22 protein-coding genes and 1 other RNA gene are annotated in these 25,390 nt (G+C 65.3%); 10 read left to right on the forward strand and 13 right to left on the reverse strand.

Features of this window, described 5'->3' with window-relative positions; translation table 11 throughout:
- Nucleotides 1-96: 96 nt before the first annotated feature.
- From XF30_RS32260 to XF30_RS32305, 10 genes are all read right to left on the reverse strand, one after another.
- Nucleotides 97-1,614: a Do family serine endopeptidase gene (locus XF30_RS32260; protein ID WP_109144930.1), complete on the reverse strand. Its 1,518-nt coding sequence runs from the start codon at nt 1,612-1,614 to the stop codon at nt 97-99.
- Between the two features lie 144 nt (nt 1,615-1,758).
- The gene (locus tag XF30_RS32265) at nt 1,759-1,965 is read right to left on the reverse strand and encodes a DUF2065 domain-containing protein (RefSeq protein WP_025038031.1); all 207 of its coding nucleotides are present in this window, start codon (nt 1,963-1,965) and stop codon (nt 1,759-1,761) included.
- Nucleotides 1,966-2,037: 72 nt separating this feature from the next.
- Nucleotides 2,038-2,934: a protease modulator HflC gene (gene hflC / locus XF30_RS32270; RefSeq protein ID WP_109144931.1), complete on the reverse strand. Its 897-nt coding sequence runs from the start codon at nt 2,932-2,934 to the stop codon at nt 2,038-2,040.
- Complete coding sequence (hflK, locus tag XF30_RS32275; RefSeq protein ID WP_036006585.1) at nt 2,931-4,067, reverse strand: FtsH protease activity modulator HflK; 1,137 nt, start codon at nt 4,065-4,067, stop codon at nt 2,931-2,933. Before hflK ends, hflC begins: the two co-directional genes overlap by 4 nt.
- Nucleotides 4,068-4,220: 153 nt before the next feature.
- The gene (locus XF30_RS32280) at nt 4,221-4,730 is read right to left on the reverse strand and encodes a dihydrofolate reductase (RefSeq protein WP_109144932.1); all 510 of its coding nucleotides are present in this window, start codon (nt 4,728-4,730) and stop codon (nt 4,221-4,223) included.
- Entirely contained in the window at nt 4,730-5,215 is a 486-nt protein-coding gene (locus XF30_RS32285; protein ID WP_036037448.1) for a GNAT family N-acetyltransferase, read from the reverse strand. The genes XF30_RS32280 and XF30_RS32285 overlap by 1 nt, the downstream gene beginning before the upstream one ends.
- Before the next feature lie 5 nt (nt 5,216-5,220).
- The gene (locus XF30_RS32290) at nt 5,221-6,015 is read right to left on the reverse strand and encodes a thymidylate synthase (RefSeq protein ID WP_036006577.1); all 795 of its coding nucleotides are present in this window, start codon (nt 6,013-6,015) and stop codon (nt 5,221-5,223) included.
- A gap of 173 nt (nt 6,016-6,188) precedes the next feature.
- Nucleotides 6,189-7,169, reverse strand: a complete 981-nt coding sequence (locus XF30_RS32295; protein ID WP_025038037.1) for a tripartite tricarboxylate transporter substrate binding protein BugD — start codon at nt 7,167-7,169, stop codon at nt 6,189-6,191.
- Between the two features lie 138 nt (nt 7,170-7,307).
- Entirely contained in the window at nt 7,308-8,822 is a 1,515-nt protein-coding gene (locus XF30_RS32300) for a tripartite tricarboxylate transporter permease (protein WP_036006571.1), read from the reverse strand.
- Between the two features lie 7 nt (nt 8,823-8,829).
- Nucleotides 8,830-9,591: a tripartite tricarboxylate transporter TctB family protein gene (locus XF30_RS32305; protein ID WP_036006570.1), complete on the reverse strand. Its 762-nt coding sequence runs from the start codon at nt 9,589-9,591 to the stop codon at nt 8,830-8,832.
- 639 nt (nt 9,592-10,230) lie between these two features.
- Between XF30_RS32305 and ssrA the strand changes: the two genes are divergently transcribed.
- From ssrA to XF30_RS32360, 10 genes are all read left to right on the forward strand, one after another.
- Nucleotides 10,231-10,597, forward strand: a transfer-messenger RNA (tmRNA) gene (gene ssrA, locus XF30_RS32315).
- A gap of 115 nt (nt 10,598-10,712) precedes the next feature.
- A complete protein-coding gene (locus tag XF30_RS32320; RefSeq protein ID WP_036006568.1) occupies nt 10,713-11,231 on the forward strand; it encodes an SspB family protein in 519 nt (172 codons plus the stop codon).
- Between the two features lie 88 nt (nt 11,232-11,319).
- A complete protein-coding gene (gene fumC, locus XF30_RS32325) occupies nt 11,320-12,753 on the forward strand; it encodes a class II fumarate hydratase (RefSeq protein WP_109144933.1) in 1,434 nt (477 codons plus the stop codon).
- 275 nt (nt 12,754-13,028) lie between these two features.
- Nucleotides 13,029-13,217: a DUF4169 family protein gene (locus tag XF30_RS32330; protein ID WP_109144934.1), complete on the forward strand. Its 189-nt coding sequence runs from the start codon at nt 13,029-13,031 to the stop codon at nt 13,215-13,217.
- Nucleotides 13,214-13,465, forward strand: a complete 252-nt coding sequence (locus tag XF30_RS32335) for a ribbon-helix-helix domain-containing protein (protein ID WP_025038043.1) — start codon at nt 13,214-13,216, stop codon at nt 13,463-13,465. Before XF30_RS32330 ends, XF30_RS32335 begins: the two co-directional genes overlap by 4 nt.
- A 115-nt stretch (nt 13,466-13,580) precedes the next feature.
- The gene (locus XF30_RS32340; RefSeq protein ID WP_036006563.1) at nt 13,581-13,856 is read left to right on the forward strand and encodes a FeoA family protein; all 276 of its coding nucleotides are present in this window, start codon (nt 13,581-13,583) and stop codon (nt 13,854-13,856) included.
- Between the two features lie 37 nt (nt 13,857-13,893).
- Nucleotides 13,894-15,765, forward strand: coding sequence for a ferrous iron transporter B (feoB, locus tag XF30_RS32345; RefSeq protein ID WP_109144935.1), 1,872 nt, complete (start codon nt 13,894-13,896; stop codon nt 15,763-15,765).
- Nucleotides 15,766-15,962: 197 nt separating this feature from the next.
- The gene (locus XF30_RS32350) at nt 15,963-16,460 is read left to right on the forward strand and encodes a GNAT family N-acetyltransferase (RefSeq protein ID WP_192893474.1); all 498 of its coding nucleotides are present in this window, start codon (nt 15,963-15,965) and stop codon (nt 16,458-16,460) included.
- A gap of 233 nt (nt 16,461-16,693) precedes the next feature.
- Nucleotides 16,694-18,208, forward strand: a complete 1,515-nt coding sequence (locus tag XF30_RS32355; RefSeq protein ID WP_109144937.1) for an ATPase domain-containing protein — start codon at nt 16,694-16,696, stop codon at nt 18,206-18,208.
- Nucleotides 18,205-19,911 carry an ATP-binding protein gene (locus XF30_RS32360; protein WP_109144938.1) on the forward strand — a complete coding sequence of 569 codons (1,707 nt, stop codon included), beginning with the start codon at nt 18,205-18,207 and terminating at the stop codon, nt 19,909-19,911. Before XF30_RS32355 ends, XF30_RS32360 begins: the two co-directional genes overlap by 4 nt.
- A 51-nt stretch (nt 19,912-19,962) precedes the next feature.
- Here the strand turns inward: XF30_RS32360 and XF30_RS32365 are convergent, their stop codons facing one another.
- From XF30_RS32365 to XF30_RS32375, 3 genes are all read right to left on the reverse strand, one after another.
- Nucleotides 19,963-20,205, reverse strand: a complete 243-nt coding sequence (locus tag XF30_RS32365) for a hypothetical protein (RefSeq protein ID WP_109144939.1) — start codon at nt 20,203-20,205, stop codon at nt 19,963-19,965.
- Nucleotides 20,206-20,236: 31 nt separating this feature from the next.
- Complete coding sequence (locus XF30_RS32370) at nt 20,237-21,355, reverse strand: DUF2336 domain-containing protein (protein WP_192893314.1); 1,119 nt, start codon at nt 21,353-21,355, stop codon at nt 20,237-20,239.
- Between the two features lie 334 nt (nt 21,356-21,689).
- Nucleotides 21,690-25,379, reverse strand: a complete 3,690-nt coding sequence (locus XF30_RS32375; protein ID WP_109144941.1) for an AsmA family protein — start codon at nt 25,377-25,379, stop codon at nt 21,690-21,692.
- Nucleotides 25,380-25,390: the final 11 nt, after the last annotated feature.

A 25,390-nucleotide genomic window follows, 5' to 3' on the forward strand; every position in this document is an offset into this window, starting at 1 on the left:
TCCAGAGGCAGCGAAGCTAGAACCGAGAAGCCGCGGCGTACTGGATGCCCCGCCTTCGCGGGGCATGACAGTTGAATGTGGCGCGAACAGCGCCCACTACTGCACGCTCAGCGCGACGAACCGCAGCTCGCCCTCACCGTTCGAGACCAGCAGCAGCACCGATTTCTTGCCGTCCTTCTTGAGCTGATCGACCCGCTTCTGGATGTCGGCGCCGCTCGACACCGCCTCCTGCGCCACCTCGACGATGACGTCGCCGGCGGACAGACGCTTATCGGCGGCGTCCGAATTGGTGTCGACATTGGTGACGACCACGCCCTTGACGCTGTCCTTGATCTTGTAGCGCGTGCGCAGATCCTTGCTCAGCGCTGCGAGATCGAGGCCGAGCGCTTTCTGCGTCACCGGCTTCTCCGGCGCGGGCTCGTCGGTCTTCACGGCGGCCTGCACCTTGTCGGGATCCTGCAGGCGGCCGAGCGTGACCTTCTTGATCTCTTCCTTGCCCTTGCGGATGATGACGACGTCGACCTCCTTGCCGACCGCGGTGTCGGCGACGACGCGGGACAGGTCCTTCGGGTCCTTGACGTCCTTGCCGTCGAACTTGACGACGACGTCGCCGGGCTCGATGCCGGCGGGCTTGGCCGGGCCCTTGTCGTCGACACCGGCGACCAGCGCGCCCCGCGCGGGCTTGATGTTGAGGCTTTCGGCGATCTCGTCGGTGACGCTCTGGATGCGCACGCCGAGCCAGCCGCGGCGCAGCTCGCCGAATTGGCGGAGCTGGTCGACGACGCCCACCACCGTCTTCGACGGCACGGCAAAGCCGATGCCAATGGAGCCGCCGGACGGCGAGATGATCAGCGTGTTGACGCCGATGACGTCGCCGTCGAGATTGAACAGCGGGCCGCCGGAATTGCCGCGGTTGATGGATGCGTCGGTCTGGATGTAGCTGTCGTACGGCCCGGAGGAGATGTCACGGTTCTTGGCCGAGACGATGCCGGCAGTCACCGTGCCTCCCAGGCTGAAGGGATTGCCGATTGCGACCACCCAGTCGCCGAGGCGCAGCTTGTCGCTGTCGCCGAACTTGACCGCGACCAGCGGCTTCGTCGGCTTGATCCTGAGCACAGCGAGATCGGTCTTCTTGTCGACGCCGACCAGCTCGGCCTTGATCTTGGTGCCGTCGTTGAGGATGACGTGGATCTCGTCGGCGTCCGCAATGACGTGGTTGTTGGTGACGACGACGCCCGCGGTGTCGATGATGAAACCGCTTCCGAGCGAATTGGTCTTGCGCGGCGCGCTGTTCTCGCCGCCCTTGCTGCCGCCGCCGGGCCCTCGGCGGTTCTTGAAGAAATCGTCGAAGAACTCTTCGAAGGGTGAACCGGGCGGCAGCTGCGGCATCGAGTTGCTGCCTCCGCCCTTGGCTTCGACGTTCTGCGAGGTCGAGATGTTGACGACCGCGTCGATCACCTTCTCGGCGACGTCGGCGATGCCATCCGGTCCACGCGCATGAGCCGGCGCGCCAAACGCGCCGCAAGCACCGATGGCGAGCGCAACCAGCCCAAGTCGAACACCAAATCGCGCGCGGCGGCGCGAGCGGGACGGGGCAATGGTGGCAGCAGTCATTGTGATCTCCAGGCAAAAGGGATTCGGCGCCAGACTGCGCTCTAACGGGGGCACGGCGCAAGCGCGGAGCTTAACGGGTCTCAAGAGCCCGATAATACGGCGAAAACCAGTCTGGCGCCTTCACTTTGGCGTTGGGCCGAAGACCTAAATCGGGCGCCGCATAACCCAGATCAGGACCAGGCCGGCCACGGCCGAGCCGATCCCGACCGCCCGCAGGATGTTGTCCGGCGTGGCGATGGCGCTTTTCATGGCTTTGCGCATCCAGTTTGGACTGGCCGCGAACATCAAGCCTTCGAGGACGAACAGGATGCCTAGGCCGATGAGGAAGTCGGCGAACGCAATGGACCTCATCGGAATGGAACCTCCCGCTATGCTGTTCTTGTCTGGACGAAGGGCGGCGAAATCCGCCGCCCTTTGTCTGGCTTAAGGCTTCGCCTGCGTCTCGGTAGGCGTCCTGCCGGAGGGGCTACCGAAGTACCGGAAGAAATCCGACTCCGGCCGGAGCAGGAAGCGGGTATCGTTCGAACGCAGCCCGTTCTCATAGGCCGTCATCGACCGGTAGAACGCGAAGAAGTCGGCGTCCTTGCCGTAGGCTTCTGCAAACAGGCGGTTGCGTTCGGCATCGCCCGCACCACGGGTCTGCTCAGCCTGCGAATTGGCCTCAGCGATGATGACGGTCGCCTCGCGGTCGGCCCTGGACCTGATCTCCTGGGCCTTCTGCCCACCCTGTGCCCGGAACTCGGCGGCCTCGCGCTCACGCTCGGTCTTCATGCGCAGGTAGACCGCCTGGCTGTTCTGCTCCGGCAGGTCGGCGCGGCGGATCCGGACGTCGACGACCTGAATGCCGTAGCCATCGGCCTCGCGGTCGAGCTGGTCGCGAATGCGCAGCATCAGCTTCTCGCGGTCGTCGCGCACCACGTTGATGAAGGTGACCTCGCCGAGCACGCGGCGCAGCGCCGCGTTTAGGAGCGTGGTGAGCTGGATGTTGGCGGCCTGGATCGAGCCGACGCTCTGATAGAAGCGCAGTGCGTCCTTGATGCGGTAGCGCGCGAAGGCGTCGACCACGAGCCGCTTCTGGTCGGAGGCGATCGCCTCCTGCGACGGGTTCTCCAGATCGAGAATCCGCTTGTCGATGTTGATCACCGAGTTCCAGGGCGCCTTGAAGTGCAGGCCGGGCGCGGTGACGACGTCGACCGGCCTGCCGAACTGGAGCACGATCGTCTGCTCGGTCTGCTGCACGGTAAACAACGACATATAGCCGACGATCACGACGAACAGGAGGGAGAGCAGCGTGACAAAACCTGTGACCGGAGACTTCATCGGGTGCCTCCGCTGGACTGCGGACCGGTCGTAGGTGGCCGCTTTGGCGCCAGTTCGGGAAGCGGCAGATAGGGCACGACGCCCTGGCCCGAGGGGCCACCGTCATAGACGAGCTTGTCGGCCCCGCCGAGCACGCGCTCCATCGTCTCCAGGTAGATCCGTTCACGCGTCACGTCGGGCGCCTTCTTGTATTCCTCGTAAACTTTCAGGAAGCGTGCACTCTGGCCCTTGGCCTCGGCGACAGCCTGTTCCCTGTAACCTTCGGCATCCTGCTGGATCTTGGCCGCGCGTCCACGCGCCTGGGGGACAACCTGGTTGGCATAGGTCTGCGCTTCGTTCTGCAGCTGCTCCTGATTGGCGCGGGCCGCCTGGACGTCGCGGAAGGCGTCGATCACCTGCGCGGGCGGATCGACCTTCTGCATCTGCACCTGGGTGATCTGAATGCCGGCACCATAGCTGTCCAAAGTCCTCTGGATTAGCTCGTGCACGTTCTGCTCTGTGACGTTGCGCGCTCCGGTCAGGATCGGCTGGATCTGAGACCGGCCGATCACCTCGCGCATCGCACTCTCGGCGACCGCCTTCACGGTACCCTCGGGGTTCTGGATGTTGAAGAGGAAATCACCGACACCGTCCGGCTTGATGCGCCAGAGCACGGTGAAATCAACGTCGACGATGTTCTCGTCGCCGGTCAGCATCAGGCTCTCTTCCGGCACGTCCCGAATGGAGCGGCCGCGCCGCGCCGGATCCTCGATCACCGTCATGCCGATCGAGGTGGTGTTGACGCGCAGCGCCTTCGGCAGCAGCACGGTCTCGATCGGATAAGGCAGATGATAGTTCAGACCCGGCTGCACGGTGCGGACGTGCTTGCCGAAACGCATCACCACGCCGAGCTCTTCGGACTGCACGCGGAAGAAGCCCGACAGCAGCCAGAATGCGACGATCAGCAGGATGATCAGCGTGATGCCGATGCCGGAGAAATAACCGCCCGGCATGATCTGCTGGAGGCGGTCCTGGCCGCGCCGCAGAAGGTCTTCCAGATCCGGCGGCCTCGGCCCGACCGGTTGCGGGCCTGAGCCCCACGGTCCCTTTGGACCCGAGCCCCACGGGCCACCGCCCTGATTCTTCCACGGCATTCGACGTTCTCCTCGGCAGGGTGGAATTGCCACCGCCCGCTTTGTCCGGTCCGGCTTTATAGGGGACAGGCAAGTCCCTTACAACGCAGCCCTGACCGTCTTCCGAGCTATGCTCGGGCACGAAAAAGTCAATGTAAACATTGGCAAAAGCGGTTAATGGCCGCGCCGCCGACGATATGTCACATAGGACAGGTCGGCGCTGTCGTCGGGGCCGGCCGGATGGCGGATGCGTTCGACCTCGTCCCATTCCGCCTTGTCGATTTCAAAATGCGTGTCCCCTTCTGGGCGCGCGTGCACTTCGGTGATCTCGAGACGATCGGCACGACCGAGCCATTGCCGGTAGATCTCGGCGCCGCCGATCACCGCGATCTCAGTGACCGAACGCCGCAGAGCGTCGCCGCGCGCGACTGCCTCCGCATCCGCTGGCGATGTCGTGACGATGGCCCCATTGGCGCGATAGGCCGGATCGCGCGTGACCACGATGTTGGTGCGGCCCGGCAGCGGCCGGCGCAGGGTCTCGAAGGTCTTGCGGCCCATGATCACAGGCTTGCCGATCGTCAGCGCCTTGAAGCGCGCCATATCGGACTTCAATCGCCACGGCATCGCATTGCCCGCGCCGATGACGCCATTCTCTGCGATGGCGACGACGAAGACGATCTCCATCAGGCAGAGCTCCCGGCAAGCTGGGTCAGCGCAGGCCCGGTGACCCGGCACAGCGTCCAGTCGTCCATCATGACCGCGCCGATCGATTTGTAGAACGCGATCGAGGGTGCGTTCCAGTCGAGGACCGCCCATTGCAGGCGCGACCAGCCGTTGTCGACGCATTCCCTGGCGAGATAGGCCAGCAGCGCCTTGCCGAGGCCCTTGCCCCGATGTGACGGCCGCACATAGAGATCTTCGAGATAGATGCCGTGACGGCCGCTGAAGGTGGAGAAATTGAGAAACCACACCGCGAAGCCGACCGGCTCACGGTTCCACTCCGCGATCGCGCAATAGAGCTGCGGCCTCTCGCCGAACAGCGCGTCGGCGATGTCAGCCTCGGTCGCTTCGACCTCGTGCGACAGCTTTTCGTACTCGGCGAGCTCGCGGATGAAGGAGAGAACGAGCCCGGCTTCCTCGGGCCGTGCACGGCGGATGGTAAGCGACATAGGCGCTAGACCGCCACTTCCGCCTTGATGTGCGGATGCGGATCGTAGCCGACGAGCTCGAAGTCTTCGTAGCGGAAAGAGAAGATGTCCTTTACCTCAGGATTGATCCGCATCACCGGCAGCGCGCGCGGCGCGCGGCTGAGCTGCAGCCTCGCCTGCTCCAGATGGTTGGAATAGAGATGAGTGTCGCCGAGCGAGTGCACGAAGTCGCCGGGCTTCAGGCCTGTGACCTGCGCGACCATCATGGTGAGCAGCGCGTAAGAGGCGATGTTGAAGGGCACGCCGAGAAACACGTCGGCCGACCGCTGATAGAGCTGGCAGGACAGCTTGCCGTTCGCGACATAGAACTGGAACAGCAGGTGGCAGGGCGGCAGCGCCATCTTCTCGACGTCGGCCGGATTCCAGGCGGTGACGATCAGGCGGCGGGAATCAGGCGTGCGCTTGATCATGTCGATGACATTGGCGATCTGGTCGATGCTGCGCCCGTCGGCCGCGGGCCAGGAGCGCCATTGATGGCCGTAGACCGGGCCGAGATCGCCATTGGCGTCCGCCCACTCGTCCCAAATGGTGACGCCGTTGTCGCGCAGATATTTGATGTTGGTGTCGCCCTTCAGGAACCAGAGCAGTTCATGCACGATCGCCTTCAGCGGCAGCCGCTTGGTCGTCAGCATCGGGAAGCCGGCCGACAAATTGAAGCGCATCTGGTGGCCGAACACCGAGAGCGTGCCGGTGCCGGTCCGGTCGGTCTTCTCGGCGCCGTCGGAAAGAATCCGCTCGAGCAGGTCCTGATACTGGTGCATGTTGCGACTGAGCCTTTGGGGAGGCGGCGAACTTAACGACACCCCCCGCGCTACGACAGCGGCGATTCGCTGTCGCCGTCGATTATACCCGGAAAAGTGAGTGTTCCCGGCACAAACAGCAAGGGGCGGAACTCAGCGTTCCGCCCCTCGCCTAGCGCCTTGATCGCCTTCGCTTAATTCGCCGGCTTGAGCACCGGGCTCCACTTCGCGATCTCGCTCTTGACGAGGGTCGCCAGCGCCTCTGGGGTTCGGTCCTTCGGCGCGGGGATGACGCTGCCGAGCTCGAGCAGGCGCTTCTTCACCGTCTCGTCGTCGAGCGCCTTGACGGCGGCGGCGTTCACGCTTGCCACGATCGCGGGCGAGGTTCCCTTGGGCGCGAACATCGCGTTCCAGGCCTGAGCCTGGAATGCCGGCAGGCCGGCTTCCGCCGTGGTCGGGACGTTCGGCAGCGACGGGTTTCGTTCGGCCGTGGCGATCGCATAGGCCTTGATGGTGCCGGCATTGATCTGCGGGACGGCGTTGACGATCTGGTCGCACATGTAGTCGACCTGACCCGCCACCAGCGCGTTCATCGCAGGTCCCGTGCCGTTGAACGGCACGCCGACGGGCTTGATGTCGAGGATGGAGTGGAGGAGTTCGCACGAGACGTGCGAAACCGAACCGACGCCTGCATGCGCGGCATTCACCTTCTCGGCATTCGCCTTCACATAGGTGACGAACTCCTTGAGATCCTTCGGCGGAAAGTCCTTGCGCGCCAGGATCAGGATCGGCGTGCCGGCCAGCAATGCGATCGGCTCGAAGTCCTTCTCGGGGTGATAGGCCAGCTTCGGATAGAGCGGCACGGAGGCGGCATGCGTGCCCATATGCCCGGTGATTAGCGTATAGCCATCGTTGGCCGCACGCGCGGCACGCGTCGTGGCGGTGGTGCCGCCGGCACCGACCACGTTCTCGATGATGATGCTCTGCCCCAGCGTTTGCGCCATGTGCCCGGTGACGATGCGTGAGATCACGTCAGTCGGCCCGCCGGCTGCGAACGGGACGATCACGGTAATGTTGCGCGTCGGATAGGTCTGCGCCTCAGCCGTTGCGATGAAGGCGCCCAGCGATGCTATCGCTGCTGCACATGCGCCTGTAAGCGCGCGAATGAACGTCATGGCGATCCTCCCTTTGGACACAATAAAATGCCGGCCCAAAGGCCGGCATTTCCATTTCACAAAGCCGTAACACAAGTCGATTCGACTTCCGAATGCGGCGCGCCGACGCAGGACCGAGCCGACTCGGCGCGCACGACCTCAGTTCTCGGACTCGGTGAACACCTCGTCGCGCTTGGCGCGCAATACAGGTAGCACCGTAAGGACGAGCAGGCTTGCCGCGACCGCAAGCAGCACCGCCGACAACGGGCGCGTCAGGAACACGCTCCAGTCGCCACGCGAGATCAGCAGCGCCCGGCGCAGGTTCTCCTCCATCAGCGGTCCTAGCACCATGCCGAGCAGCAACGGCGCCGGCTCGAAATCGTGCTTGATCAGCCAATAGCCGACGAGACCGAAGACGCCCGCGAGGATGACGTCGACCGGCGCGTTGTTCACCGAATAGATGCCGATCGCGCAGAAGATCACGATCGAGGGGAACATCAGCCGATAGGGCACGCGCAACAGCCGCACCCAGATTCCGACCAACGGCAGGTTGATGATGATCAGCATCAGATTGCCGATCCACATCGAAGCGATCATGCCCCAGACCAGATCCGGCTGCTTCTGCATCACCTGCGGACCGGGCACGATGCCGTGGATGGTCATCGCGCCCACCATCAGCGCCATCACAGCGTTCGGCGGGATGCCGAGGGTGAGCAGCGGAATGAACGAGGTCTGTGCCGCGGCATTGTTGGCACTCTCCGGCCCCGCCACGCCCTCGATCGCGCCGCGGCCGAACCGGGACGGGGTCTTTGAGAGCTTCTTCTCGAGCGTGTAGGCCGCGAAGGACGCGATCACCGCGCCGCCGCCGGGCAGGATGCCGAGGATCGAGCCGAGCACGGTGCCGCGCAGGATCGGCGGCGTCGCATCGCCGAGGTCCTTCCTGGTGGGCATCAGTCCGGTGATCTTCTGCTGCACCAGATCGCGGTTCATCTCGGCGCCGTGGTCAAGGTTGCGGATGATCTCGGCAAAGCCGAATACGCCCATCGCCACGGTCGCAAAGCCGAGACCGTCGGCGAGCTCGGGAATGTTAAAGGCCATGCGCGAGGCGCCGGTCTCGATGTCCGAACCGACCATTGAGAGCAGCAGTCCGAACACGATCATCGCAATCGCCTTCAGCACCGAGCCCTTGGCCAGCACCACCGCGAAGATCAGGCCGAGCACCATCAGCGAGAAATATTCGGCCGGGCCGAACGCCAGCGCGAGTTTCGTCAGCGGCGCGCCGAGCAGTGCGATCAGGATGGTCGCAACGCAGCCGGCGAAGAACGAGCCGATCGCGGCGATCGCGAGCGCCGGACCGGCGCGGCCCTGCTTGGCCATCTGGTGACCGTCGATGGCGGTCACGACCGATGTCGCCTCACCGGGTATGTTGACCAGGATCGACGTGGTCGAGCCGCCATATTGCGCGCCGTAATAGATGCCGGCGAGCATGATCAGCGCGCCGACCGGCGGCAGCCCGAAAGTGATCGGCAGCAGCATCGCGACGGTGGCGATGGTGCCGATGCCAGGGAGAACGCCGACCAGCGTTCCGACCAGGGCGCCGATCAGGCACATCAACAGGTTGATCGGGGTGAACGCGACGGCGAAGCCGTGAGCAAGATTGGCAAAGATATCCATCACGCCCTCACTGGATCAGGAAACGCGGATACATCGGCATCGGCAGCCCGAGCACATAGGGAAACAGGATTGCGCAGCCGACCGTCAGGCAGGCGCCGACGATCACCGCTTCCAGCCAGCGCGTCTCGTGCGAGCCCGTCGCCGCAATCATGAAGCTCGAGAAGGCCGTGACAACGAGACCGAGGGACCGGATCGACAGGGCGAAGAACAGGATCGCCGCCACCACGAACAGCGGCCCGCGCCAGGAATAATGCGCAAGCGCCGGTCCCTCCGTGATCAGGCCGGTCAAGGCGATGCCGGCAGACAGGGCAACCAGCAGCCCACCGAACATACGTGGCGCAGTGCCCGCACCGAAGGAGAAGCCACGCATGCCCTGCAAATCGCTCGATGCCCACAGCGCGAACAGGGCAACGGCCATCAGCACGACGCCGCCGACATAATCTTGCGCCGAGCGGATGGTCATAAACAGGGTGAGGATCGCCACCGCAAACAGCGGATAGGAATAGATCAGCGCCAGCAGCACCTCGGACGACATCTTCTTGGCGCCGCCGCCGAATGATCCGAAGAGGGCGCTCGGCGCGCCGGCCAGCAGCGCCGTCGCATGACCGGTGACGACCGCCGCCGGACCGCGGCCGGTCCCCCAGCCGAAAATCGTCCCGATCGACCAGATCAATTCGAAAATCTGCGGCGCAATCGCCAGCAGACAAAAGCCGAGCGCCACCCGGGTGTTTCGGGTGGCCGTCGCTGAGTGGCCCATCGTGTCGGCCATGCCTGTCTCCTCCGCGACCTGTAAGTCACGAGCACTGCTGTTCTAAATCGGCTGGAACTGGATACCCGCCCGGATCACTGCCTAGCGATTTTCATCAGACAATGCCAGCAAAACCCAACACGCCGCGGCAAGCAAAAGCCAGAGGGGATTGATGCGCGAGATGGACGCGACCACTGCAACCATCGCGGTCAGACGCAGTGCAGCAATTGCTGGATCGGCCCCGATTAACGTCACGATAAGCGTTCGGACCTGGCAAGTCCTGCGAGGTCGGACCGGTGTCCTGGTCGGCCTCTGGTGCTTCGCCTCAACCGCGGTGCAGTGGGTCTCGCGCACTGCCGGCGCAGCGGCGACGGCGAAGAGCGAGATCGGGCCGAAGTGGAGATCAGCGCCTAGTCGGCTTGCGGCTCGTCACGCTGCTACTTTCCGCCGCAGGAAATTGAACGTCGCTGAGACTGACATTGTCCGTTCGCTGGAGCAGCAGCGTCATCATGCGCATGGCCGCAACGATCGGGACTGCCGGGCAGGAGATGCGCAAGGATTCGGCACATCGGGCTGGCGACCTTTGGCAAAGGCCAGAGCCGCGATAGGCCCGGCACTCCGAAGCCTATCCAAAGGGAACCGCGGGATCGCGCCTCCAACCCTCTGTTTTTCGAAAGCTTTGCCCCCTATATTGGGGGTGCCGGTTCGCCGGCTATGGAAATAAACGGTCGTCGCAATAAACCATTCGGACCCGGGGGCGGTACCCGGCGCCTCCACCAAAGCCCACCATCGGGCGTGCCCGAAGCTGGGCTTTGGCGGGGGCGAAATAGGATCGACGAGGGCGTAAAGGGCGTACTTTTTCCCGGTATTGTTCCGCCGTTATCGGGCTACTGCAATAGTTGCCAACGACAACTTTGCTCCGGTTGCTCAGGCTGCGTAACGCAGTTTGAAAGACCACTCTAAAGTCCTAGCGGGTTAAGCTCCGCTAGGCGGGGTTCGGAGGCACCTGGCAACAGAAGCCTCCACTTTACTCTTTGATTCTTCCCCGGCGGGGACTCCTGCTCGCCCGTCAGGCGCGGTACTATTGCGGCTTGGCGAGTCGGATCGGCAGGGTCCGGCTGCTTGGATGCAACAGGACCACCATGGCGACCGATCATATCCGATACGATGTGCTGGCCCGCGATGCGCTGCGCGGCGTGCTGCGGAAGGTGCTGACCGATGCCGCAGCCCATGGCCTGCCGGGCGAGCATCATTTCTTCATCACCTTCGTGTCCAAGGCCGAAGGCGTGAAGCTCTCGCCGCGGCTGCTCGCACAATATCCGGAGGAGATGACGATCATCCTCCAGCACCAGTTCTGGGACCTGACCGTGCTCGAGGATCGTTTCGAGGTCGGCCTGTCCTTTGGCGGCATTCCGGAGCGGCTGGTGGTGCCATTCAGTGCCATCAAGAGCTTCCTCGATCCGTCCGTGAAGTTCGGCCTCCAGTTCGACACCTCCGACGTCGCCGAGGTCGCGCCGGACAATCTGCCGGCAGCACCCGCGCCATCGGCCGTATCGGTCCCGGCACCTGCCGCGGAGAAGCCGGAAGCTGCCGACGAGTCGCCGCCGCCGAGCCAGGGCGGCGCCGAGGTCGTGCGGCTCGATCGTTTCCGCAAGAAATGATCTAGGTTGGGCGCAGAGCCATCGCGCCCGGCCAACTGTCTATATAGAAGAGCACATGAACAGGCCGTGCGGCGTTTCGCGCGGCAGAATGGATGTGCTCATGGCCAAAGCGTCCCGCTCGAAGACTGCCCGCCCCGCAACCCGCACCGAGACCGACAGCTTCGGTCCCATCGAGGTCGCCGCCGACCGCTATTGGGGGGCGCAGACCGAGCGCTCGCGCCAGAATTTCCGCATCGGCACCGACCGCATGCCGATCTCACTCGTGCATGCACTCGGCATGGTCAAGCTCGCCGCCGCGCAGTCCAATCTCGAGCTCGGCCTGCTCGATCAGCGCCGTGCCAACGCCATCATCCGCGCTGCGCGCGAGGTGATCGAAGGCAGACTTAACGACCATTTCCCGCTTGTCGTGTGGCAGACCGGCTCGGGCACCCAGAGCAACATGAACCTCAACGAGGTGATCGCCAACCGCGCCAACGAGCTGCTCGGCGGCGAGCTCGGCGCCAAGAAGCCGGTGCATCCCAACGATCACGTCAACATGAGCCAGTCGTCGAACGACTCCTTCCCGACCGCGATGCACATCGCCGCGGCAAGCCGCATCAATGCCGATCTCATCCCTGCCCTCGGCGAGCTGCTGCGCGCTCTGCGCAAGAAGGAGAGGGAGTTTTCGAAGATCGTGAAGATCGGCCGCACCCATACCCAGGATGCGACGCCGCTGACGCTCGGTCAGGAATTCTCCGGCTATGCCGCGCAGGTCGAAAGCGGCATCGCCCGGCTCAAGATCGCGGTGAAGGACCTCTATCCGCTGGCGCAGGGCGGCACAGCCGTCGGCACCGGTCTCAACTCGAAGCCGCGCTTTGCCAAGCTGTTCGCAAAGCACGTTGCCGGGATTACGAAGCTCCCCTTCACCAGCGCCGCCAACAAATTCGAGGCGCTGGCCTCGAACGATGCCTATGTGCTGGCGCACGGCGCCATCAATTCGGTCGCGACCGGCCTGTTCAAGATCGCCAATGACATCCGCCTGCTCGGCTCCGGCCCGCGCTCGGGCCTCGGCGAATTGATCCTGCCGGAGAACGAGCCCGGCTCCTCGATCATGCCGGGCAAGGTCAACCCGACCCAGTGCGAGGCGATGACCATGGTGTGCTGCCAGGTGTTCGGCAATCACACCGCGATCACGGTCGCCGGCAGCCAGGGTCATTTCGAGCTCAACGTCTACAAGCCGGTGCTGGCCTACAACATGCTGCATTCGATCCGCCTGATGGCGGATGCCGCGCGCTCCTTCACCGAGCATTGCGTCAGCGGCATCCGCGCCGACGAGAAGCGCATCAAGGAGCTGATGCAGCGCTCGCTGATGCTGGTGACGGCGCTGGCTCCGAAGATCGGCTACGACAACGCCGCCAAGGTGGCCAAGACGGCGCACGCCAACGGCACCACGCTGAAGGAGGAGGCGCTGCGGCTCGGCTTCGTCTCGGCCGACGAGTTCGACCGCCTGGTGCGCGCTGAGAAGATGATCAGCCCGGGATGATTCCGAATTCCGATAGCCATCCGTAATGATACGGACGCTCGGCGCCCAAAAATATGCGGTTTTGGGGGCGGGATTTGATTACCGTCAATGTTGCGGCGGGGCGGCGTGTTACGCAGCTCCACTGCCCTCGACGGGGCGAAATTCATCGTTTGATGGCCCAAGGGCCGATTGACGAGGACGAGCGAATGGCGATCAAGTCTTCTGCGGCGCAATGTGGCGCCCTGTTTCTGAATGTTTCATCCTGCCTGAAGAGGAGCGGATGATGGAGACGCGGCATGGGGAACGTCATCAACCTGAATCGTTTCAGGAAGCGCGTCGAGCGGGAAGCCTCGGCGAAGCAGGCGGACGCCAACCGGGCGAAGTTCGGGCGCACGAAGGCGGAACGGTCGTCCGAGGCGAAGCGGGCGGACCAGGCCAAGGAGCATCTGGACCAGCACCGGATCGATCGCGAGGAGCAGCCATGAAGTCGCCGGTCGTGAAACGATCGATCGTCGTCGCCGGCCACAAGACCAGCGTCAGCCTGGAAGAGGCGTTCTGGAACGGCATGAAAGAGATTTCCGGCCTGCGCAACATGACGTTGTCCGAGCTGGTCGGCGAGATCGACAACAACCGCCAGCAGGGCAATCTGTCGTCGGCGATCCGCCTCTTCGTCCTGGACTACTTCAAGAGCCGCGCCATGGCCGCCCAGCCGGACAAGGTCCCGGCCCAGTAGCCGTCGGGGGCGCCCGCGACGGCGCCCCGGCCTCTGCACTTTAAAATCGCTCTAAGGTGCAGCTTCGGCGCGCGGGCACGCTTGACCTCAATGCCCGGCGTTGAAAATACAGGGCATGACCGACACCACTGATACGCGTTCGCACATGCCGCTGGGTCTGGCCCAGCGCGGCTATACCGGCGTCATCCAACACCTTGCCGCCAAAGAGGCTGGCTCGGCGCTTTCGGACGTCGAGCTCGAGAGCCGCCTGATCGAACTCGGCTTCGTCGAGGGCGCCCGGGTCGAGATCCTGCATGAGGGGTTGGTCGGGCGCGATCCGATCGCGGTGCGGGTCGATAGCACCACGATCGCGGTCCGCCGTCGCGAAGCCATGGCCATCATCGTCGCCTGACGCGCGACCGCAATCTGCCCCGCAGGCCCTTGATCCCATGGAAGCACCGCTGCTGCATCTCGCCCTGGTCGGCACGCCCAACAGCGGCAAGACCTCGCTGTTCAACGCGCTGACCGGCAGCCGGCAGAAGGTCGCGAACTATCCCGGCGTCACGGTCGAGCGCAAGGAAGGCTTCTTCGTCACCCCGCTCGGCCGCCAGGTCTCCGTGGTCGACCTGCCCGGCACCTATTCGCTGCGCGGCCGCAGCCCGGACGAAGAGATCACCCGCGACTTCGTGCTCGGCAAGGCCTCCGGCGAGACCCTGCCCGATCTCGTGCTGTGCGTCGCCGATTCCACCAATCTGCGCCTGACCATCCGCCTGCTGCTGGAGCTGAAGCGCACCGGGCGGCCGATGATCCTCGTGCTCAACATGTTCGACATCGCAAGCCGCCGCGGCATCACGGTCGACGTCAAGCGGCTCGCCAAGGAGCTCGGAGTGCCCGTGGTCACCTCGATCGCGGTGCGCAAGGGCGGCACGGCCGACCTGCTCAAGCTGACCGACGAGATTTCCGCGGAGCTCGCCGCCGAGCCGGTGGAGAACAGCTGGCGCGCGCTCAGCGTCTCCGAGCTGCGCGCCACCCAACGCGAGGCCGATCGCATCATCGCCGACTGCGTCAGCCTGCCTGCTCGCCCCGACACCTGGACCGCACGGATCGACGCGATCGTGCTGCATCCGGTCGGCGGGCTGATCGTGCTCGCGCTGATCCTGTTCGTGATGTTCCAGGCGGTGTTCGCCTGGGCGCAGCCGGCGATGGAGCTGCTAAAGTCCGGGTTCGACTCGCTCGGCGAGCTGGTGCAGGCCACCCTGCCCGACGGCTTGCTGCAAAGCTTCCTGCAGAACGGCGTGATCTCCGGCGTCGGCAGCGTCATCGTGTTCCTGCCGCAGATCATCCTCATCTTCCTGTTCATCCTGCTCCTGGAAGATTTCGGCTACATGGCGCGCGCGGCGTTCCTGATGGACCGCATCATGGGCGGCGCCGGCCTGCACGGCCGCGCCTTCATTCCGCTGCTGTCGAGCTTTGCCTGCGCCATTCCCGGCATCATGGCGACGCGCGTCATCGACAACAAGCGCGACCGGCTGACCACGATCCTGATCGCGCCGCTGATGACCTGCTCGGCGCGCATTCCGGTCTATACGCTTATCATCTCCGCCTTCATCCCGGCCAGAGACGTCTGGGGCTTCATCAACCTGCAGGGCCTCGTGATGTTCGGCCTCTATGCCGCCGGCATCATCAGCGCGCTGTTGGTCTCGTTCGTGATCAAGTTCTTCATGCTGCGCGACTTTGTGCCGGCGCCGTTCATGTTGGAGCTGCCGGACTACAAGATGCCGCGGCTGAAATCCATCGTGATCGGCATCTACACCCGCGCCAAGATGTTCTTGCAGCGCGCCGGCACCACGATCTTCTCGATGATGGTGCTGATCTGGTTCCTGGCCTCCTTCCCGCAGCCGCCCGCGGGCGCGACCGGGCCGGCCATCGAGTTCAGCCTGGCGGCGATGATCGGCAAGGCGCTCGAGCCCCTGCTCGCCCCCGTCGGCTTCAACTGGCAGATCGCGGTGGCGTTGATCCCGGGCATGGCGGCGCGCGAGGTCGCGGTCGCGGCGCTCGGCACCGTCTATGCGATCGAGGGCGGCAGTGAAGCGGTCGAGCAGATCGGCCAGGTGCTGGCGACAAAATGGTCGCTCGCCACCGCGCTGTCGATGCTGGCCTGGTACATCTTCGCCCCGCAATGCGCCTCCACGCTCGCCGTGATCCGGCGCGAGACCGGAAGCTGGGCCTGGATGGGCGCCACCTTCGCCTACATGCTGGTGCTGGCCTATGCGGCGAGCCTCGTGACGTACAACGTCGCCGTCGCGCTGGGGGCGGGGTAGCCCTTCCAAAACGAAACTGCGAAAACAACCCCATGCACAGTAGACCGGGGGTCGTGAAATCAATGAGTTACGCGCAAGGCAACGATCCGGCCGTCGCCCGTTGACCCGTCGGGCAAAACAGGGGCATGATGTCACGATCAGCCCGCAGCGATAGCAGCATGAACGACGACACGCCTCGGAAGCGGCGATCTGTCGCCGTGGACCATTTCACCACCGACCGCCTGACCGCCGAACGGTTGCGCGAGGATCACCTCGCCGACCTCGTCGTGCTGCATCGCGACGCCGAGGTCTCCCGCTATCTCGGCGGGGTGCGGACGCCCGAGGTCACGAGGGCTTATCTCGCAACCAACATGGCCCATTGGGACCAGCACGGCTTCGGACTTTGGACGCTGCGAACGAAGGACGGGGCCTTCGCCGGACGGGCGGGCATTCGGCACATTCTCGTGGACGATGTCGACGAGGTCGAAATCGCCTACGCGTTCAAGCGCGAATTCTGGGGCCAAGGATTTGCCAGCGAGATCGCGACCGCGCTGACGGACATCGGGCTGTCACAGCTCGCACTGCCGTCTCTCATCGGCATTGTGTATGTCGGGAACGGTGCATCGCGGCGCGTGCTGGAGAAGTCGAACTACCAGCTCGAGCGAAGCACGAACCGTCACGGCGAGGACGTCGTGATCTACCGCATCCGGGAGTGAGGGCAGCAACGGGATGGACCGCGAGCGGACCGTTTGTGTTCATTTTTGAACCGACACCATCCACGGGTCGGCACAGTCTGAGCGGCAACGAACCGGTCGCCGGACCGCCAGTCGGGCGGGAACTCATGCCCGGCCTAGGAGTTCCTTAGACGGACCTTTTCAGTCAAATCCGGCTCCCGGCATGCGCTTGGAGCGCATGGAGAGCTTTGGGAAGATACGCGTAAGGGGGGGTCATGACCGGTCAATCCGCGCCTGCTCCAGGCAGCGACCTCAAGGATTTGCCGAGAATTTCGACCGGCAGCGACGGTCTGGACGACATCCTCGGCGGTGGCTTGGACCCCAACCGAATGTATCTCTACGAGGGACGCCCCGGCACAGGCAAGACCACGATTGCGCTCCAATTCCTTCTTCGGGGCGTGCGCGACGGCGAACGCGTTCTCTACGTTTCGCTCTCCGAGACCAAGAGCGAGCTCACAGTGGTGGCACAGCGGCATGGCTGGTCGCTGGACGGCGTCGATATCTTCGAGCTCGTTCCGCCGGAAACGACGCTTGATCCCGAGCGGGAGCTGACGGTTTTTCATCTCGCCGAGATGGAGCTGAGCGAGACCACAGGTCTGATCTTCAAGGAGGTCGAACGGATCAATCCCACCCGCGTGGTGCTCGACAGCCTCTCCGAATTGCGCCTGCTGGCGCAGAACCCGCTTCGCTACAGGCGCCAGGTTCTGGCCCTGAAGCACTTCTTCACCAATCGCAACTGCACCGTGGTTCTGCTCGACGATCTGTCATCCTCCCAGGATGATCTGCAACTGCATTCGATCGCGCACGGCGTGGTGATGCTGGAGCAACTCGCCATCGACTACGGCGCCGAGCGGCGGCGGCTTCGCGTGATCAAGATGCGCGGCATCCGTTTCCGCGGCGGCTTTCACGATTTTACGATCACGCAAGGGGGCCTGCGGATCTTTCCCCGGCTCGTCGCAGCCGAACATCACAGATCATTCGACGGTGAGATGGTGACCAGCGGCAACCCCGAGCTCGACCAGCTCCTGGGAGGCGGGCTCGAGCGCGGCACCAACGCTCTTCTCCTCGGCGCGGCCGGCGTCGGCAAGTCGTCAGTTGCGCTAACCTACGCCATCGCGGCGGCGGAACGCGGCGAGCACGCCGTATTCTTCGCCTTCGATGAAGGGCGCGGAACGGTGGAGGCCCGCGCCAGAGCGCTCGGGCTGCCGCTGGACAAACATCTCGCCTCCGGAAAGATCCGGTTTCAGCAGATCGATCCGGCCGAATTGTCGCCGGGTGAGTTCGCGGCAACGCTCCGCCGGAGCGTCGAGGTCGACAATGCCCGCATCATCGTCATCGACAGCTTGAACGGTTATCTGAACGCGATGCCGGATGAACGTTTCCTCGTCCTGCAGATGCACGAACTGCTCAGCTACCTGGCCCAGCAGGGCGTGCTCACCATCCTCATCCTCGCCCAGCATGGGCTTGTCGGTCCCATGGATACGCCGCTCGACCTCAGCTATTTGAGCGATGCAGTCGTGATGCTGCGCTATTTCGAGTTCGCCGGAACGGTTCGGCGCGCCTTGTCGGTCGTCAAGAAGCGCAGCGGCGGCCACGAGCACGGCATCCGCGAATTCCGGCTCGGCAGCAGCGGGATCAAGCTGGGCCCGCCTCTTCATGAGTTCAGCGGCATCTTTTCCGGCAATCCGCGCTATACCGGCACGGCCCTCCCGGAAGGGCCGCTCGAATGAGCGCGCAGCGTGATCACCGCGTTCTCGTCTTCGCCCCGGTGGGCCGCGACGGACCGGCATCGGCCGAACTTTTGCGCAACGCGAACCTCGAGGCGATCAGTTGCCGGGACTTGGCCGAACTCGTCACCGAAATGACGGCAGGCGTTGGCACCGTATTTCTTGCCGAGGAAGGATTGTTCGGCAAGGACACCGCGGCGCTGGCACAATGGATCGCCGGCCAGCCGCCGTGGTCCGATCTGCCTTTCGTCGTTCTCACCAGCCACCGGGAGCAGCCCTCGGTCATCGCCTGGCGACGCAGTATCGTCGAGCTTCTGCGCAACGTTTCGCTGCTCGAACGGCCGGTTCAACCGATCACGCTGACCAGCACCATCCAATCCGCACTGCGGGCTCGGCGGCGTCAATACGAGATCCGGGCTCTGCTCGAGGCGCGCGAGCAGACGGCCCAGGAGCTCGAGAAGCTGGTGATCGAGCGGACGAAGGCGCTGGAGGAAGCCAACACGCAGCTTCGCCTCGAGATCGAAGAGCGAGCACGCGTGGAGGAAACGCTTCGGCAGGCTCAGAAGATCGAGGCCATCGGCCAGCTCACCGGCGGCGTCGCGCATGACTTCAACAATCTCTTGATGGTGATTTCCGGCGGCCTCGACATGCTCGAACGCCAGACCGATCCGACCCGGCGCCGCCGCCTGATGGACGGGATGATCCAGGCGGCGCAGCGCGGAGCGAGCCTGACCAAGCAGCTTCTGGCATTCTCACGGCGGCAGAAACTCCGGCCGGAGCCTGTCGACGTCGCCGCGCAGATCGGCGGCATGCGTGAACTGCTCGATCGCAGTCTCAGGGGCGACGTCCATGTCGAATTCGACTTTCCGGAGCAGCTTTGGCCGGTGGAGGTCGATCCCGGCGAGCTCGAGCTGGTCATTCTCAACCTGGCCGTCAACGCCCGCGACGCCATGCCCAATGGCGGCACGATCATCGTGCGCGGCGAAAATCTACCCGACCTGAACGATGGGGAGATCGCCGGCGACTATGTCCGCTTGTCCGTCGTCGACACCGGTGTCGGCATGCCCCCGGAGATCATGTCGCGGGTGTTCGAGCCGTTCTTCACGACCAAAGACGTCGGCAAGGGGTCTGGACTGGGGCTCGCACAGGTCCATGGATTTGCGACGCAGTCGCGGGGCACGGTGCGAATTCAATCGAAGGTCGGCCGAGGCACGAGCATCGAGCTGTACCTGCCGCGATCCTTCGAGACTCCCTCCGACGAGCGACACCTCATCGACCTCACCAGGGTGCGCCCGAAAAAGAGCAATCAGGGGCAGATCCTGCTGGTGGAGGACGATAACGAGGTTGCCGCGCTGGTCAGCGAGATGCTCGGTCAGCTCGGCTACGAGGTCACACGCGCCTCCAGTGCCGCAGCAGCGCTCGGTGCCCTGGCGGACGGCCGTCCCATCGATCTGATCTTCTCCGACATCATGATGCCGGGCGGCATGAACGGGGTCGAGCTTGCGCGCGAGGTCAGGACAAGACGAAGCGACATACCGATATTGCTGACCAGCGGATATGCCGAAGCCTCGGTCCATGAAGCGGAGAGCGCGGGTATCGAGATCCTGCCCAAGCCCTATCACATCGACGAGCTCGCCGCAGCCCTGGCCGCGGCGAAGTCAGGTCTTCGGCGCGATGCAGGCTCCAAACGCTCGAACTCCTGCTGAGAGCAATCGTGGATTACGCTGCGCGCCAGTCTGCGCGCGATCCCCGGAGCCTTACCGAAAATATCCCAGCACGAGATCGACATCCGCGCTGCGGGCCGCCGTGCCGTTCAGCTCGGCGTCGATGACGCGGCGGCAGGCGTCCACCGCGGCGTGGTCGCCGAGGTCGTTGGCGGCTTCCAGCACGAGCCAGGCGGCGTCCACCGAGGCCTTGTCCGGAGCTGCGCCGCCGAGATCGGCGGCGCCGGCATTGGCGAGATTCTTCTTGCGAACGGCGGTGCCGAATTGAGGCAACATTGCAGGTACTCCCCTCTCCTCAGTGGGCCAGTCAGTGGACTTGGAGCTCGGGCTGACGGCCCGTATCGGCACCCGCGCCGGTCTTGCGCGACTGGTAGAACTTCAGAATGCTGCGTGAGGTCTCGATCTTGAGCCGGCCGTACTCGCGCTCGTTGTCCTGGAGCTCGCGCGCCGTGATCAGATGATCCTTGGCGCCGAGGAACAACAGCGACATCGTGGTGTCCCAGGAGAAGTCGAGCGCCTTGCACAGCACCAGGATCATCTCGCGGTTACGGTCCATCAACGCGCGCTCGATCACGTCGACCGGCAGCGCCGACAGCAGCGACAGGCCGATCTGGACCTCGTCGAAGCGGTGCTGGCGGGCATAATTCGAGATCGAGTCCTGGTTGAGATTGCCCTGGCGATACTGCGTCGTGACCACGCGCTTGGCGACGAAATAGCTGCGCGAGGACGGGCCGAACTTGGACTGGAGATCGCCGGTGACCTCGGTGACCGAGCTCTGGATCTGCGACATCATCTCGGGCCGCTCGGTCTCGAGGCGGCGGCGGACGTCTTCGGAGGCTTTCGCGATCAGCTGCTGGAAGATGTGGCGCGGCACGTCTTTGCGCAGGCCGAGCTGCTCGGCAAGGATCGAATCGCCCTCGGCGCGGCGGACCATGTGCAAGAGGCCCGAGCCGGAGAACCGCGCGCCCTCGTTCCTGGCGACCGAGGTCACGACCTCCTGGTTGCCGCGCTTGACCAGCACGTCGGTCACGGCTTCGCCGATCGACTGGCGCTGCGAGATCGCCAGCAGATGCGCCTGGCCCTTGGTCATGGCGCTCTGGACCAGCATCTTCTCGTCGATGCGGTTGGAATCGCGCAGCACGGGACCGGCAACCGCGATCTCGTCGTCGAGGGCGAGCCTTTCGATGACGTTGAGCGGGGCGTGATCGCAGGCCGACATCACTTCGGAGAGCTGCGCGCGCGCAGCCACCTCGATCTCGTCGGCGAGCCGGCCGATCACCTCGCCGAACATGCTGATCTCGTCGTCGCTGTAGCGGCCGGTGATCAGGATGTCGGTCGCATGCCATAATGCGCGTGACCGGCTTTCGTCGGTGCCGCGCGCGATCGCGTCGTCCAGATCCTGCAGAAGCGATTTCGCCCCGTTCATCTCGATCACCCCAGTACTTGGCAGCCCGTTGGCGAGCCGTCCCGCCGCTCGCGGCGCGACGCCGAATTCCTCTGGGAACCTACGCTAGAGATGAAACGCGAGAATTCAGTAAAGTCGGCAAATCAGTTTTGCCGACGAAAATTCCGTCAAATGCGAGGGAATGGATTTACTGTTGTGCAAGAGCCGAGAAGCTTTGGGCACTGAAACCTCTCCGCGTCATGGCCGGGCTTGTCCCGGCCATCCACGCCTTGCCGCATGGCACAAAGAACGTGGATGCCCGGGACAAGCCCGGGCATGACGAGCATCGGCAACGGAGCGCTTTAGATAGCGCCGTCTACGGATTCTGCGGCGTCAGCACAAGCGGCGGCTTCGGCCTGGGCTTGGCGGGCGGCGGGCCCGGCGCGGGCTTCACGTCGATGGCCGGAGGGAGCGGCGCGAGCTGCTGGCTCGCGAGCGGCGGGCTCGTCAGTGAAGGGCTTGTCAGTGAGGGGCTTGGCGCGGCGGGCGCGGCCTGCGGAGCTTTCGGGGTCGGCGCCACCCTGGGCTTTGCCGGCGCGCGGCGCGGGTCCTGGCCCGGCAGCGGCACGTTGGGTGGCGCCTGCTCGGTCGCTATCTCCGGGGACACCAGCGTCGGCAGCGCAGCGGTGGCCGGCGGCGGCTCGCCGCGCTCGATGGCGTCGAGCCGCCGCGTCTCGCGATCGATCGTGCGCACCGCAAGCCATGACGACAGCGGTGCGAGGTCGATGGTACGGCTCAGCCTGTCGGGCGGGCCTGCCGCAAACAGCTGGATCTCGGGCGGGGCGCCGGAAAGCCCCGTCATGATCGGCGTCAGGCTGGCGCGGATGTCGGCCTGGTCCGCCGGAATGTCGTAGCCGCCGGAGACGATGGCGCGGGCGTTCTTCGCTTCCAGCGGCGTTGCGCCGATGCGCAGGCGGCCGTCGCGGATCGTGAACGGAATCTGCGCCGAGGGCACCGCGATGCGCCCCGCCGACAGCGCGGGCTCGACGAGCTGCCGCAGCCGGTTGTCGTCATTGACCTGGCCGCCGTCGCTGGCGCGGATGGCGATCTCGAACGCACGCGGATTGAGGCCGGCGATCTCGGCGGATTCGAGCGTCACCGTGCCGTTGCCGGCGAGCGCACCGGTCAAGGCCGCGACGCTGCGGCCCTGGCTGGTCAGCGCCATCTGCACCGAGGCGCGCCCCTTGGGCAGGGCGAGGTCGCGATAGCGCAGCGCCGCCGCATCGACGTTGCTGAGCTCGATGCGCGCGTTCAGCGCAAGCCCACCCGCGCCATTGCGCGCGTCCAGGCTTGCGGACATGTCGCCGCCGCCGACGCCGCCCTTGAGCGCATCGAATGCGAGCGACTGGCCGTCGCTCCGGATCGTGCCGCCGAAGGGGCGGAGCTCGATGCCGCCGGGCAACGTTCCGCGTAAGGCCTGGAAGGCGATGCGGCCGCGCCAGCCGCTGACCAATCCTGCGCTGAGCGGCTCGCCGGACTCACGACCGGCTGCGCCGACGGCGATTGCGAGCGCCGGCGCCAGATCGAGCGAGTCGAGACCGACCTCGCCGTCGATGCTCTTGTCCTGATCGAGCGTCACCGAAACATGGCCGCGCAGATGCGAGCCCGCGGCATTGCCGTCGAGATCGCCGAAGGTCAGGCGATTGCCGGAGAGCGTGAGGCGGGAGGACAGGCTGACGTTCTGCGCCGACTTGCCGGCCGGGCTGGTCCCGAGCAGCGGCGCCAGATTGGCGTTGCGCACGCGCAGGTTCACGCTCGCCTTCGGTTCGAACGAATTGGGCTCGAACGATTTGGGTTCGGACGGTTTGGACTCCGACCATTCGACGCTGCCTTGCGCGTCGGCATCGAGCCCGCCGCCGCTGAGCTTTGCGTTCAATTGCGAGGGACGGCGCCAGGCTCCGCTCAACCGTCCTTCGAATTGCGAGGCGCCCTCGCCCGCGGCCACGATGCGGTCGAGCCCCAGCAGTGCCAACAAGGCGCCGGCTTGCGGCGCCGCCACTTTCGCGTCCAGCGTGAAGTCGCTGTTGCGCAGGCGTTCGAGGTCGATACCGCCGATGGCGGCCGCCGGCGTCTGCGCGGCCAGGGTCGCCGTGGTCTTGAGTTGCGGTGCGTCGAGGTCGAGCACGAAGCGGGCATTGCTGCGATCGGCATGCTCGGCGTTCTTGTCGAGGCTGAGATCGAGCTTGAGACGGGTCGCGCCGGGCAAGGACGGGAGCGCATCGAGGCGCGCGCGCAGCGCGGGCGCGAACGGCTCGACCAGCGCGGTGAGCTCGCGCAGCGAATTGGCCGAGGATTTCAGCGCGAGCTTGCCGGTCGTCTTGGTGCGGTCGAAGCTGCCGCTCGCCTCCGAGGTCACGCCGCCGCCCTGGCCGAAGCGCAGCTGCTCCAGCGACAGCGACGCCGGGCTGTAGGCGAGCCTGGCTGCGAACGGCCGCAGCTCCTGGCCGGCGGAGATCGCGCGGCCAATATCGAGCGAGAGCTTTGCCTCCTCCGGCCATTCGCCTTGCGGCCCCGCCAGCGCGCGCACGAAGCTCGCGGCGGCATCGAGGTCGAGCCGGTCGGCCCTGAGGTCCGCATCGATCCGCGAGCCGTTGCTCGCGCCTGTCTGCACGAAGACGATGCGGCCTTCGATCGCGCCGCCATCGATGTCGGCCTTCAGCCTGTCGATGGCGAGATGATTGGCTGCGATGGTGACGTCGCCCGCGAGACGCAGCGGCCGCGTGCTGCGGCGGGTGATCTCGCTGCGGCCCTGCAGCCAGGCCACCAGCGTGTCGGGATCCGGGGATTCAACGCTGAGCCGGCCGCTGAAACTGTCGGCGCCGGGAGCCGCGCCATTGAGCGAGACCTGCGTCATGCCCGGCGCGCGCAGCTCCAGCCGCCGGAAGGTCCAGGACCGGCCGTCGGTCGCAAGCTCGGTCGCGATGTTCTGGAGCGGACGGCCGCCGAGCATGATCTGATCGGCATTGAACTCGATCTGGGCAGGGATCGGCACCTGCGGGATCGCCGCCAGCCCTGCGCGCAGCGCCGGCAGGACGCGCTGCGGATCGGCATCGTCCTTCGCAGTCAGCCTGTCGGCATCGACCTGCCGCGCCGACAGCACCGCGCGCAGCAAGGGCGATGCGCCAAACCTGAGATCGCCGACGCCGCCGAGCTTCAGCGCGGTGTCCTCCGGGCCGAAGCTCGCGTCGATCTGCTCGAATTTCGCGCCGGCCGGATCGGCCTTGAGCCTGGTCGCCAGCTTCCAGGGCGTCGGTCCCGCCTCGCCCGCCTTCCTGGCCGCGGGCACGGCGAGGGTCAGCGCGCCCTCGAATTTCGGCTGGCGATTGTCGAAGGCGAGCACGCCCTCGAGATCGGCGAGGATGGCGCGCTCGCCGGGATCGATGTTGAGGTGGAGACGGGTGGCGCTGCCGTCGGCGCTGGGGCCGGAGGAGACGCGGAACGGGTAGCGCACGCCGCGCGCGGTGAAGCTGCCGTCGCCCCGCACCGAGCCTGCGAGCGAGCGCACATCGCCGGAGAAGGCGATATCGTTCAATTCCAGCGTCGAGCGGCTGGCGGCATCGTGCAAGGCGATGCGGCCGGTGAGGTTCAGCCGCTCGATGGCGAGGGAGGCCAGGTTGAAGGTGCCGCTCGCGGTGGAGGGCAAATCGACCCGTCCGCGCGCGTCCAGACCAAGATCGACCGCCATGCCGCCGACCGAAAGCTCGGTGGCGCGCCATTCGCCGCGCATCAGGGAGCCGAGGCTGAACTCGACATCGAGCTTGTCGGCGCGCAGGCGGCCGAGATCGTTGTTGCCGCCGAAGGTGACGCCGCGCAGCCGCAGCGTCGGCGCCGGCAACAGCCGCGCATCGAGCTCGCCCGCCACCCGCACCGGCACGCCGATGATCTTGCCGGCCTCCGCCTCGAACTGGGGCCTGAACTGGTTCCAGTCGATGTAGTAAGGCCCGATCAGCGCGGCCAGCAGCGCAATGATGAAGGCAATCGCCAATCCGAGCAGCGTCGTCTGCACGGGTCTCCCCT

This window comes from Bradyrhizobium sp. SUTN9-2, assembly GCF_003122645.1.
In the GTDB taxonomy this organism is placed as follows: Bacteria; Pseudomonadota; Alphaproteobacteria; order Rhizobiales; family Xanthobacteraceae; genus Bradyrhizobium; species Bradyrhizobium yuanmingense.